Annotated in this window: 10 protein-coding genes; 9 read left to right on the plus strand and 1 reads right to left on the minus strand. The window is 59.4% G+C overall.

Features of this window, described 5'->3' with window-relative positions; genetic code table 11:
- The first annotated feature begins 314 nt into the window (after positions 1-314).
- From OS035_RS08370 to arcC, 4 genes are all read left to right on the plus strand, one after another.
- A complete protein-coding gene (locus OS035_RS08370; RefSeq protein WP_097628423.1) occupies positions 315-521 on the plus strand; it encodes a hypothetical protein in 207 nt (68 codons plus the stop codon).
- A 147-nt stretch (positions 522-668) separates the two neighbouring features.
- Positions 669-1,898 (plus strand): arginine deiminase, encoded by a 1,230-nt coding sequence (gene arcA, locus OS035_RS08375; RefSeq protein ID WP_183781770.1) that lies wholly within the window; start codon positions 669-671, stop codon positions 1,896-1,898.
- A gap of 38 nt (positions 1,899-1,936) precedes the next feature.
- Positions 1,937-2,941: an ornithine carbamoyltransferase gene (locus tag OS035_RS08380; RefSeq protein ID WP_097628425.1), complete on the plus strand. Its 1,005-nt coding sequence runs from the start codon at positions 1,937-1,939 to the stop codon at positions 2,939-2,941.
- 2 nt (positions 2,942-2,943) lie between these two features.
- Positions 2,944-3,879: a carbamate kinase gene (gene arcC / locus OS035_RS08385; RefSeq protein WP_097628426.1), complete on the plus strand. Its 936-nt coding sequence runs from the start codon at positions 2,944-2,946 to the stop codon at positions 3,877-3,879.
- Between the two features lie 14 nt (positions 3,880-3,893).
- On the opposite strand, the gene OS035_RS08390 is transcribed toward arcC, so the two are convergent.
- A complete protein-coding gene (locus tag OS035_RS08390; protein WP_183781773.1) occupies positions 3,894-5,249 on the minus strand; it encodes an amino acid permease in 1,356 nt (451 codons plus the stop codon).
- Between the two features lie 261 nt (positions 5,250-5,510).
- On the opposite strand from OS035_RS08390, the gene OS035_RS08395 reads away from it, so the two are divergent.
- From OS035_RS08395 to potE, 5 genes are all read left to right on the plus strand, one after another.
- Positions 5,511-5,870, plus strand: coding sequence for a hypothetical protein (locus tag OS035_RS08395; RefSeq protein WP_239619949.1), 360 nt, complete (start codon positions 5,511-5,513; stop codon positions 5,868-5,870).
- A 195-nt stretch (positions 5,871-6,065) separates the two neighbouring features.
- The gene (locus OS035_RS08400) at positions 6,066-6,992 is read left to right on the plus strand and encodes a cation diffusion facilitator family transporter (RefSeq protein WP_183781821.1); all 927 of its coding nucleotides are present in this window, start codon (positions 6,066-6,068) and stop codon (positions 6,990-6,992) included.
- Between the two features lie 157 nt (positions 6,993-7,149).
- Positions 7,150-9,411: an Orn/Lys/Arg decarboxylase N-terminal domain-containing protein gene (locus OS035_RS08405; RefSeq protein ID WP_183781776.1), complete on the plus strand. Its 2,262-nt coding sequence runs from the start codon at positions 7,150-7,152 to the stop codon at positions 9,409-9,411.
- On the plus strand, positions 9,408-11,795 hold the full coding sequence (gene speC, locus OS035_RS08410; protein WP_183781778.1) for an ornithine decarboxylase: 2,388 nt from the start codon (positions 9,408-9,410) through the stop codon (positions 11,793-11,795). The genes OS035_RS08405 and speC overlap by 4 nt, the downstream gene beginning before the upstream one ends.
- The gene (gene potE / locus OS035_RS08415; RefSeq protein WP_097628430.1) at positions 11,792-13,150 is read left to right on the plus strand and encodes a putrescine-ornithine antiporter; all 1,359 of its coding nucleotides are present in this window, start codon (positions 11,792-11,794) and stop codon (positions 13,148-13,150) included. Before speC ends, potE begins: the two co-directional genes overlap by 4 nt.
- The last annotated feature ends 3 nt before the right edge of the window (positions 13,151-13,153 follow it).

Below are 13,153 nucleotides of genomic sequence, written 5' to 3' on the forward strand. Positions count from 1 at the left end.
TGAGAATTTGGCCCCATGGACCGTCTTTTATCCCCCAGAATGGGCTCACGATACCATCATTGGGTGGGTAAGCCGTGTAGTATCGCGTAGTCTCTATTGTTCTTCTCTCGCGAACACTCGCGCAACTTCATAGCCGACGTCCTTGGTCGCCATTGATCCGGCTCAATGCTTCCGCGTCGTTGTTCCACTATCGTGAAAAATCCATAGGAGTGGCGCCCGCGGCACGCGGGAAGTCTTGGTGGGCCGGATTCACAGCCTCGTATCCGGCTGACGCAGTGGATCATCGGCTGGCGGACACTTAGGAGGGTCCGGTGATGTGGCGATTGCCCGTCGAAGCTCCGTTCGAACAGGATGTAGAGCTCGCCGTCATCGACGACGAAGGCGTCCACGCCCTGGTTTTTCCCTGCCAGCGTCGCCCCGATGGCTGGATCAACGCCGTAACCGGCGAAGCGCTCGACATTCATCCTACCCACTGGCGCCTATGGCAAATCCATCGATGCGATGTTTCGGGTCTCCAATGAACCCAGAGCCTCCGCCGGTGAAGGGGCTGCAACATAATGTGCCACGGATTGTCTGCGATCAATGACACGAGTGAGGGGGCCGAAATAATCTGGTTTTCGAAGAACGGGCGGCGCGGCCGCGGTCCGGAAGACCGGAAGGAGGACCAGATGCGTGGTTTCGGGGTTCACTCGGAGGTCGGGAAATTAAGAACCGTCATGGTGTGCGGACCGTCTCTGGCTCATCAGCGCCTGACGCCTGCCAACTGCCATGATCTGCTTTTCGACGATGTCCTGTGGGTGCATGAGGCTCAGAAAGATCACTTTGATTTCGTGCTGAAGATGCAGGAACGGGGCGTTGAAGTTCTTGAGCTCCACGACCTGCTTGGCCAGACGCTTACCAACAAGCAGGCGCGCGATTTCGTATTGGACCGCCGCATCACCCCGAATGTGCTCGGCTCGCAGATCGCCGAAGCGATGCGGCCATGGCTTGACGAAATGCCGCCAGCGCAGCTCGCCGCATTCATGATCGGCGGCATCGCCATCTCCGATCTGCCCGAGGTCAAGGCGAAGTCGCTGATGCTCAGCGCCCTGCCGGAGACGGATTTCGTCATCCCGCCGATCCCGAATACGCTGTTTCAGCGCGATCCGTCGTGCTGGATCTACGGCGGCGTGACCTGCAACCCGATGTTCTGGCCGGCACGACGCGCCGAAACGCTGATCCAGCGTGCGATCTACAAGTTTCATCCGATCTTCCTCGGCGGCGGATTCCAGATCTGGTGGGGCGATTCGGACCAGCCGTTCGCCAATGCCTCGATGGAGGGTGGCGACGTCATGCCGATCGGCAACGGCACCGTGCTGATCGGCATGGGCGAGCGTACGACCTACCAAGCCGTCGGCCAGGTGGCGCAGGCCCTGTTCCGCAACAAAGCGGCAAAGAGGGTGATCGGCTGCCTAATGCCGAAAAGCCGGGCGGCAATGCACCTCGACACGGTTTTCAGCTTTTGCGATCGCGATGTCGTCACGCTGTTTGCCGAGGTCGTCGATCAGGTCCGCTGCTACAGCATGCACCCGAAGGACGACGACGGCACATTCGAGATTCACCCTGAAAATCGGCCGATGCTCGATGTCGTCGCCGAGGCGCTCGACCTGCCGCGATTGCGCACCGTCGAAACCGGCGGCAACTCCTACCAGGCCGAGCGCGAACAATGGGACGACGGCAACAACGTCGTCGCGCTCGAGCCTGGTGTCGTCGTCGCCTACGACCGCAACACTTACACGAATACGCTTCTGCGCAAGGCGGGGATCGAGGTCATCACCATTCGCGGCTCCGAACTCGGCCGCGGCCGTGGTGGTGGGCACTGTATGACGTGTCCCATCTGGCGCGACCCCGCTTACTGACGTTTCACACCCACGAACCAGACCGACGGAGCAAGACAATGAGCTTTAATCTGCGCAATCGCTCGCTTCTGACCGTGCAGGACTATACGCCGCGCGAATTCCGGTACCTCCTAGATCTCGCCCGAGATCTCAAGCGTGCCAAATATGCGCGCACCGAACAACAGCACCTCAAGGGCAAGGAGATCTGCCTCATCTTCGAGAAGACCTCGACGCGCACAAGATGCGCCTTCGAGGTCGCGTGCTCGGATCAAGGCGCCAACGTGACCTATCTCGATCCGTCCGGCTCGCAAATCGGCCACAAAGAATCTTTCAAGGACACGGCGCGCGTCCTTGGCCGCATGTATGACGCAATTGAATATCGCGGCTCTGCCCAGCAGGGCGTCGAGACGCTTGCGCGCTATGCCGGCGTGCCGGTCTATAACGGCCTGACTGACGAATATCATCCGACGCAGATGATCGCCGACGTGATGACGATGCGCGAGCACAGCGACAAGCCGATCGCCGACATCAAATATGCCTATGTGGGCGACACACGTTCGAACATGGGCCACTCGCTTCTTATCATTGGGTGCTTGCTCGGCATGGATGTGCGCATTTGCGGGCCCAAGTCGCTTTGGCCTTCCGATGAGTACATGATCATCGCCAAGGAGCTGCAGCAGAGGTCCGGGGCGCGCCTGCTGGTCACGGATGATCCCAACGAGGCAGTGCGGGGCGTCGACTTCGTTCACACCGACGTCTGGGTCTCCATGGGTGAACCGAAGGAGGTCTGGCGCGAACGCATCAAGCTGCTCACGCCCTATCAGGTCAACGAAGCCTTGATGAAGGCAACCGGAAATCGTCAAGCCAAATTCATGCATTGCCTGCCGGCCTTTCACGACACCGAGACCGTATTGGGCAAGCAGATCGCCGAAGATTACGGCATGAGCAACGGCCTTGAGGTCACCGACGACGTCTTCGAATCCGAGGCCAATGTCGCCTTCGAGCAGGCGGAAAATCGCCTGCATACGATCAAGGCCCTTCTTGTCGCTACATTGGGAGACTAGGGATGCGTATCGTTATAGCGTTAGGTGGCAATGCGCTTCTTCGGCGTGGGGAACCGATGACAGCCGACGCCCAGAGGCGGAATGCCCGCATCGCCGCTCAGGCGATTGCGCCGTTGGCGGCAGAGCACCAGATCGTCATAACACATGGCAACGGACCGCAGGTCGGGTTGCTTGCACTTCAGGGGGCGGCCTACAAGCCCGAGGAAGCCTATCCGCTCGATGTTCTCGGCGCCGAGACCGAAGGCATGATAGGTTACATGCTGGAGCAGGAGCTCGGCAATCTCCTGCCGTTCGAACAACCTCTGGCAACGCTTCTCACCATGGTGGAGGTCGATGCCGCCGATCCCGGTTTTGAGAATCCCACCAAATTCGTGGGTCCGGTCTACGAACAGGTCGAGGCGGACCGGATCCGTACCGAAAAGGGCTGGGTCTTCAAACAGGATGGCGAGAAGTGGCGGCGTGTGGTTGCCTCCCCGGCGCCGAAGCGCATCTTTGAGATTCGTCCGGTCCGCTGGCTTTTGGAGCAGAGTACGATCGTGATCTGCGCAGGCGGCGGCGGCATTCCGACGATGTACGAAAAGGGCGCCGAGCGAAAGCTGACCGGTGTCGAGGCGGTCATCGACAAGGACCTCTGCTCCGAACTCCTGGCCCGCGAGCTTTATGCCGATCTGCTGGTGATGGCAACCGACGCCGACGCAGTCTGCATCGACTGGGGCAAGCCGTCCCAGAAGGCGATCCATTTGGCTCGTCCTGATGACCTCAACCAGTTCTCCTTTCCTGCCGGCTCGATGGGCCCGAAGGTGGAAGCGGCCTGCCATTTCGCGCGTTCAAGCGGGAAGACGGCCGCTATCGGTTCGCTCGCCGATATTGCCGGGATGGTGCGCGCTGAGCGCGGGACAATTATTCATGACGGCTTTGCCCGCCTAACTTGGCACTGACCTTTCGATGCGGTTTATCCAGAGACGGCAGGGTGCGTGACAGCGCCCGATGCCGTCCCTTTGTCTGTCGCTTCACTGGCATTGCGCCTCTGCCAGACATAGACGGGGATGCCGAGCATCAGGAGCACGAGGCCATAAAGTACCGGTTCGGCGCCGGATCCATACAGGGTGAAGATCGCAAAGACAAAGGCGATAAGTTCGATCGTGCTTACCTTTGGCATTCGCCCTCGCGTCGCGCCAGCAACCAGAGTTCCAGCAAGCGCACAAAAAGCGTAGGGTACGACGGCGGCCATCGTGCTCAGCCCGACCATCAATCGATAGACTGCGGCAAAACCATCTGAACCAAGCGCCTGGACGAGCACCAGGATTGTTGCGAACGCGGCTGAGATGATCATGCCCCATGCCGGAACGCCGCGCTTCGAGAGTCGGGCAAAAAGCGGTGGGAACAGTCCGTCGCGGGCGGCTGCCATCGGCACCTGCCCCATCAGCAAGGTCCAACCATTGAGCGCACCGATCGAGGAGACTAGGACCGCGATCGAGATCACCAATTCGCCGGGACGCCCCCACATGATGCCCGCGGCTTGAGAGAAGGGCGCGACCGAATGGATAAGCTGCTCGCGCGGCACGAGGCCCATCACAACGACTGTGCCAAGCACGTAAAGGGCCGCAGCGATCGAGATGCCGATTACGGTTGACCGCGGAATGGTTCGTTCGGCGTTCTCGACATCGCCTGCCGGTACCGTCGCCGATTCAAGCCCCAGATAGGCAAACATGGTCAGCGGCGCCAGCGTCGCAAACGACTGCAACAGAGGCTGGCCGCTCGGGTTGAAATCGGAAAAATTCGAAGTGTCGATGAAGAGCAGGCCGATGATGGCGACGGCTCCGAAGGGGATGAGCTTGGCATAGGTCGTCACCTGCGCGAACAGACCTGCCGCATGGACGCCGCGAAGATTGACGAGCACGATCGCCCAGATAACGCCGAGCGTCAGCACGGTCGCCGTGAAGCGGTTGCCGAGGGCCGGGAAGAGGTCGATCATCACGCCGGTAAAGGCGATCGCGATCACGGGAAGCGACGTCCAGATGGAAATCCAATATCCCCAGGCAATCAGAAAGCCGGCGAAATCGCCATAGGCGATCTTCGTATAGGCATAGGGTCCGCCGACGGCGGGCACCAGGCTTGCCAGCCGCGCGAAGGTCAGGCCGAGGCAGATTGCCCCCGCACCCATGAGAATCCAGACAATGATCGCGAGATTGCCATAGGGCGCGACCGCAGCCGGCGAAAGATAAAAGCCCGACCCCACCATATTTCCGACCACGATGGCGGTGCAGGCACCAAGTCCAAGACTCTTGCCGTTTGGCGACGTTGTCATGGTCCACTCCCTAGAGACGCCCTTTGTGAAGCCTAATTCAAATTGGACACCCGTTCCCAGACGCAATCTTCCTCCCAAAGAACGGACGCCGCAATCCGGTTCAATGCGTAGTCGGTGGGGGTCTTTCGAGCATCACGGTTAGGCCCGCGCGAGCAGGGGGATGCCGTTCTTTGAACAGCGTTGATCGTACGCAATGCCTGGCGCAGGTACATGCGCTATCCTGGGCAAGCAAACAACATTTCGATCTCGGGAGTTAGTGCGATGAAGATGGCCATGATCATTGGACTTGCCGTAGTGACTGCCGCCGCCGGAATTGCGCCGGTCGAGGCCCAGCAAACTAGGCGCGAATATCGCAGAATGAACTGGAGCGAGAATCTGCCTGAGGCGGTGCGAACCTATCACGACAGAAGATTCACGATCGTCAGCTATAGGACGGCCGATTTTTCCGAGACCGGCTCACACCCGACGCAGGGAAGCGAAGAGCATGTCAAAGCCATTCGGGATGCAATTCGCGCGAACAAATGGCTTACGGCCCAACTCAAGACAAAGAAGCTCACCGCGAGCGATATCGAATGGGTTTCGCGAGCACGCAACGGCAATATGACATTCTATACAAAATGACCGCTATCTGAGCCGGCCAGATCTATAAGCTGAGGCAGGCCGCGAGGCCGCCTCCACTGATAGCACAGTCGCCAGTCTGCCGTGGGCGACTGCGACTGGAAAGAGATGAAGGCCAACCCACCTGTTCACATCTCGTTTCACCTTCACGATCAGCATAAAACAGTTGCAATGAAGGCTGTCGAAGGCACGGCAATGATGTTAGGCGAGCGGGGATTTCTCAGGATCTCAATCGCAGCGACGGTGGTGGTCGCTACGCTGGGCGTGGTTTTCGGCATTCTTTCCGGATCGTTCTCCATCGCTTTCGACGGCGTTTATGCGCTGGCCGATGCGGCGATGACCGGGTTGGCGCTCTGGGTTTCCTCTCTGATCATACAATCAACGCAGAGCGACGCCCAATCGGGCAGAATCCGAAACCGTTTTACCATGGGCTTCTGGCATCTGGAGCCGATCGTGCTGATGCTCAACGGCTGCCTGCTGATGACAGTCGCCGTCTATGCGCTCATCAGCGCGATCATCAGCATCCTGAACGGCGGCCACGAATTGCAATTCGGCATGGCGATCGCTTATTCAGCGGCCACCCTGTTAGTCTGCGCCGTCATGGCTTTCCTCGGCATCAGGCTGAATGCCCGGGTCAAATCCGATTTCATCTCGCTCGACATCACGGCCTGGATCATGTCCGGCGGCATCGCGCTTGCCCTGCTAATTGCATTTCTGACGGGCATGGCCGTGCAGCCGACGCCGATCGCGTGGGTTGCCAGCTATGTGGACCCCGCCGTTCTGGCGCTGGTCTGCCTGGTCATGATCCCACTTCCGATCGGTACCGTCTGGAAGGCAATGACCGAAATCCTGCTGATAGCGCCCGTCGATCTCCAGGAGCATGTCGATCACGTCGCCACGGAAACCGTTCGTCGCCTCGGTTTTCTCTCTCATCGCGCCTATGTCGCCCGGATAGGCAGGGCGACGCAGATCGAGCTCTATTTCATCGTGCCCGAAGGACTACCTCCGAAGACCGTGGAGGAATGGGACGCACTCAGGGATGAGATAGGCGATGCAATCGGAGATGAGAGCGCCAATCGCTGGCTGACGATCGCCTTTACGGCCGATTCGGAATGGGCCGACTAATTCCGCGTCGGCCTTCACACAAAAATCGAAATGCTTTTGCCTCGCGTTGATTGCAATCAACGACGGAGCATTTTCCGTCCTGTACGATCCCGTCAGCTGAGATGCGCGTCGCTGTAGAGCGATCGCGGCTTCTGACCCTCGGTTTCTGGAGGAACGCATGGAATTCCAGATGTCATTTCCGATAGCCGTTATCGACGAGGATTTTGATAGCAAAAGCGCTGCAGGCCGCGGCATGCGCGATCTCGCGGCTGCGATCGAGAAGGAGGGCTTCCGGATCGTTTCCGGCGTTTCCTACGAGGATGCGCGGCGCCTCGTGCATATCTTCAACACCGAATCCTGCTGGCTGGTGTCCGTCGACGGAAGCGAGGACAAGACCACGCGCTGGCAGGTTCTGGGAGAGGTCCTGGCCGCAAAGCGGCAGAGGAACGACCGCCTGCCAATTTTCCTGTTCGGCGACGAAACCACCGCCGAAGACGTTCCCGCCACGGTACTGCGCCACGCCAACGCTTTCTTCCGGCTGTTCGAGGATACGGCGGAATTCATGGCGCGCGCCATTGCGCAGGCCGCCCGCAACTATCTCGACCGGCTACCGCCGCCGATGTTCAAGGCGCTCATGGACTACACGCTTGAGGGCGCCTATTCCTGGCACACTCCCGGCCACGGCGGCGGTGTCGCTTTCCGCAAGAGCCCGGTCGGCCAGCTTTTCTATACGTTCTTCGGCGAAAACACGCTGCGGTCCGATATCTCCGTATCGGTCGCCAGCGTCGGTTCGCTGCTGGATCATGTCGGACCGATCGCCGAGGGCGAGCGCAACGCTGCCCGCATCTTCGGCACCGACGAGACGCTGTTTGTCGTCGGCGGCACGTCGACGGCCAACAAGATCGTTTGGCACGGCATGGTCGGACGCGGCGATCTCGTGCTTTGTGACCGCAACTGCCACAAGTCCATCCTGCACTCGCTGATCATGACGGGCGCCACCCCGATCTATCTCATTCCCTCTCGCAATGGGCTCGGCATCATCGGTCCGATCTCGAAGGATCAGTTCACGCAAGAGGCGATCACCCGCAAGATTGCCGCAAGCCCCTTTGCGGGGCAGACCACTGGCAAGGTCCGGCTGATGGTCATCACGAATTCGACCTACGACGGGCTTTGCTACAATGTCGATGCGATCAAGGCGTCGCTCGGCGACGCGGTCGAGGTGCTGCATTTCGACGAGGCCTGGTATGCCTACGCCAACTTTCACGAATTTTATGATGGCTTCCACGGCATCTCGTCGAACCAGCCGACCCGATCGCAAAACGCCATCACCTTTGCCACGCACTCGACGCACAAGCTGCTTGCCGCGCTTTCACAGGCATCGATGATTCACATCCAGCATGCCGAGACCAAGCGGCTCGACATCACACGCTTCAACGAAGCCTTCATGATGCACACTTCGACCTCGCCGCAATACGGCATCATCGCCTCCTGCGACGTCGCGGCTGCGATGATGGAACAACCCGCCGGGCGAGCGTTGGTGCAGGAGACGATAGATGAGGCGATCAGCTTCCGCCGGGCGATGAACAGCGTGAAAAAACAGATTGAGGGCAGCTGGTGGTTCGACGTCTGGGAGCCGACGGTTGCCGAGCAGACGCCGAGCGACACCCATGCCGACTGGGTGCTGAAGCCGAGCGATGCCTGGCATGGTTTCGCCGGCCTTGCCGAAAATCATGTCATGGTCGATCCCATCAAGGTCACCATCCTATCGCCGGGCCTCTCTGCAAGCGGAGCGATGGACGAGCACGGGATACCGGCGGCCGTTATCACGAAGTTCCTCTCTTCCCGGCGCATCGAAATCGAGAAGACCGGCCTCTATTCCTTCCTTGTTCTCTTCTCAATGGGCATTACCCGCGGCAAGTGGAGCACGCTCGTCACCGAGCTCATCAATTTCAAGGACCTCTATGACGCCAATGCGCCGCTGACGCGGGCGCTGCCGGCGCTGGCCGCAACCCATCCGGAAGCCTATGCCGGCGTGGGATTGAGAGATCTCTGCGAAAAGATCCATGCGATCTACCGCAAGGACGACGTGCCGAAAGCCCAGCGCGAGATGTACACGGTGCTGCCCGAGATGGCGCTGCGTCCCGCCGATGCCTATGACCGGCTGGTCAAGGGCAAGATCGAGAGCATCGAGATCGACGATCTGATGAACCGCATCCTCGCCGTGATGATCGTTCCCTATCCGCCGGGCATCCCGCTGATCATGCCTGGCGAGAGGATCACGCAATCGACGAAGTCCATCCAGGACTACCTGCTTTACGCCCGAGACTTCGACCGCAAATTCCCCGGTTTCGAAACGGATATTCACGGCCTTCGCTTCGCGTCCGGTGACGGCGGACGCCGCTACCTTGTCGATTGCATTGGAGGGGAGGAGCAGGAATGATCCCGCGTGATGTGAAGTCTCCGACGGTCGCCATTCCCTTCCACAAGTTGCTGAAGATCGTGGCGATCATCGATCGCGGCAATTCTCAGGCTCAGGAACTGGTCTCACAGATCGTCGACCAGGGCTTCGAGGTGGAACTGCGTGGCGATTATTCAGCCGATGTCTCAGAGGATGCCGATGTTGGCGCCTATATCGGCTCGGTGGAAGGCGGCCAGCTGTCGGCGGCTCGCAGCTTCCTTCGCGCGGTGAGGGATATCGGCTTCCGTACACCGATCTGGGCAATGGCCGATACGTTGACCATCAAGGATATGGACGTCGTCGAAATGGCCGGCGAGGTCGACGGCTTCGTTTACCTCGGCCAGCAGACGCCGACCTTCTACGCCAAGCAGATCGTCTCCAGCGCGGTCAATTACGGCAAGTCGCTGCTGCCGCCGTTCTTCGGCGGCATGATGGCGTATGACGGCGAGGCGAATATCGCCTTCGACTGCCCCGGGCATCAGGGCGGCCAGTTCTATCGGAAGTCGCCAGCCGGACAGCTGTTCTTCAAATATTTCGGCGAGAGCATTTTCCGTAACGACCTTTGCAACGCGGATGTCGATCTCGGTGACCTCCTGATCCATGAAGGTCCAGCCGTCGAAGCCCAGAAACAGGCAGCTCGCATCTTCGGCGCGGACCGCACCTATTTCATTCTCAACGGAACAAGTACCTCCAACAAGGTGGTTGCCAATGCGGTGCTGCGCAGCGGCGATCTCGTGCTCTTCGATCGCAACAACCATAAATCCCTGCATCAGGGCGCTCTTGTTCAAGCCGGCGCCATTCCGATCTATCTGCCAACGGCCCGCAATTCTTTCGGCATGATCGGCGCGGTGGACTGGGCGGCATGGGAGGAAAGCTGGCTGCGGCGAAAGATCGAGGAACATCCGCTCGTTTCCGACAAGAACCGTGCGAAGGCAGACCGGCCCTTCCGCCTCGCCTGCATCCAGCTCGCAACCTATGACGGAACGATTTATAATGTCAGCCAAGTCATGGAGAAGATCGGCCATCTCTGCGACTACGTGCTCTGGGACGAGGCCTGGATCGGCTATAATGCCTTCCACCCGCTCTTCGAGGGCCACAGCCCGATGCGTCTCAAGGACCTTGGGGCCGACATGCCGGGATTGTTTTCAACCCAGTCGGTGCACAAGCAGGGTGCCGGCTTTTCACAGGCGTCGCAGATCCATAAGCGCGACGAACATATCAGCGGCCAACGCCGGTTCGTCGAACACAAGCGCTTTAATGAATCGCTGCTGATGCATGTGTCGACCTCTCCATTCTATCCGCTCTTCGCCTCGCTTGACGTCAATGCCAAGGTCCATGAAGGCAAGGCGGGCGAAATGCTTTGGGATCGTTGTATCGAACTCGGGATCGAGGTTCGCAAGAAGCTGCGCGGCTTCGTGAAGCATTACGAAACAAAGGGTGCAAATCCCGAAGAGCAGTGGTTCTTTGATCCCTTCGTGCCGGACAAGATCTCGGTGTCCGGTTCAAAGCATTCGAGTGACCGCGCTGAGACACGCTGGGAAGATATCCCCACCGATGTGCTCAAGCGCGAGCAGCAGTGCTGGCGGTTCGGCCCGGAGGCAAAATGGCATGGCTACGCCGGCTATGCGCCCGGCTACACCATGGTCGATCCGAACAAGCTCACGCTGCTGACGCCGGGCATCGACCGGGAGACCGGCGAATATCGCGAGTTCGGAATTCCGGCGACCGTGGTCGCCAACTATCTGCGCGAGCAGCGGGTCGTGCCGGAGAAGTGCGATCTCAACAGCCTGCTTTTCCTGCTTACGCCGGCAGAGGATGAGAGCAAGCTGAATACACTGGTGGCCAAGCTGGTGAAGTTCAAGAACCTCTGGGATCGCGACGCGCCTCTGCAGGAGGTTCTGCCGACGGTGTTTGCGGCCAATCGCGAGCGTTATGCGGGCTACACGGTTCGGCAGGTCTGCAGGGAGATGCATTCGTTCTATCGCGATGCCGGCGTCAAGGACCTGCAGCGCCTGTGTTTCCGTTCAGAAAGTTTTCCGGAACCGGCAATTGCGCCGAAACAGGCCTATGAAGCGCTGGTGGCCAACAATGTCGACTACGTGCCGCTCGTTGAAGCCGCTGGCCGGATCTCGGCGACGCTGGCATTGATCTATCCCCCCGGCATCGGAGTGATCGTGCCGGGAGAGCGGTGGGATGAAAGGGCGCGGCCGATGCGCGATTATTTCCTGGCTTTCGAAGAATCTTTCAATCGCTTCCCGGGCTTCAACTACGAAGTCCAGGGTGTGTTCCAGGAACGGATCGATGGGCGGATCAAGTTCTATACGTACGTCGTGCGCGAGCAAGGGGACGGGAGGATCTCATCATGACCGACAACACAATGCATCTTGCGGGCGAGGCCACGGCCAAGAAAAAGATGAACCTGGTGCAACTCACCTTCATCGTCGCGGTCAATATGATGGGTTCAGGCATCATCATGCTGCCTGCCAACATGGCGCAAGTGGGTGCGATCTCGCTTCTCTCCTGGCTTGTGACCGCCATCGGCTCGATGGCGATTGCCTACGGGTTCGCTCAGGCAGGGATCTTCAACCAGCGGCCGGGGGGCATGTCGGCCTATGCGGAGGATGCCTATGGCAAGGACGGCTTTTTCCTGGTGTTCTTTCTGTATTTTCTGTCGCTCGCCATCGGCAATGTCGCGATCGGCATCTCTGCGGTGGGCTACCTCGCGGGCTTCTTTCCCGTTTTGACCTCGACGCCGATCATGACATGTCTGGCGCTCATCGTTCTTCTCTGGCTGACGACTGCGGCAAATTTCGGCGGGCCCCGAATCACCGGGCGTATCGGCTCGATCACGGTTTGGGGTGTAATCATTCCAGTGGGTTTGCTCTCGATCATCGGGTGGCTGTGGTTCAGTTCAAGCACTTTCGCCGCCGCCTGGAATCCGAAGGGACTGACGCTCGGCCAAGGAATGGGATCGAGTATTTCCCTGACGCTCTGGGCCTTTCTCGGGATGGAGTCGGCGGCGCAGAATTCGGATGCCGTTGAGAACCCGAAGCGCGACGTGCCGCTTGCCTGCATGTTCGGCACACTTGGCGCTGCGGTCATCTATATCCTGTCGACGACGGTCATTCAGGGCATCGTACCGAATGCAGAACTTGCAGCTTCGACCGGACCCTTCGCGCTGGCCTATGCCACTATGTTCAATCCGACGATCGGCTCGATCATCATGGCGCTTGCAGTGCTTGCCTGCCTTGGTTCGCTCCTGGGCTGGCAGTTCACGATCGCGCAGACTGCGCGCACCGCCGCGGAGGGCCGAATGTTCCCTGTCATATTCTCCCACGTTAACGAGATGGGTGCGCCGGTAAAGGGGATGATCATTCTCGGTGTCGTGCAAACATGTCTTGCTCTCATGACAATTTCTCCGACACTCAGCGAGCAGTTTTCCGCTCTGGTCAATCTCGCGGTGGTAACCAACGTCCTGCCTTACATCATCGCACTCTCGGCGCTGTTCGTCATCATGAAGGCGGCGCGTGTGCCGCCTGCGAAATACCGGCTTAATGCCGTCATCTGCATGATCGGCATGCTTTACAGCGTCTTTGCAATTTATGCTTCCGGCAAGGATGCCGTGTTGGGCGGAATGCTCGTGACCGGCATCAGCTTCATCATCTACGGCCTGATCGCACCGCGCTTCGCCGTCGGCGTGAACCGTGTGCCGGCCGAGTAGCGG

The sequence above is a fragment of the Rhizobium sp. 268 genome, from assembly GCF_036571585.1.
Lineage (GTDB): Bacteria > Pseudomonadota > Alphaproteobacteria > Rhizobiales > Rhizobiaceae > Rhizobium > Rhizobium redzepovicii.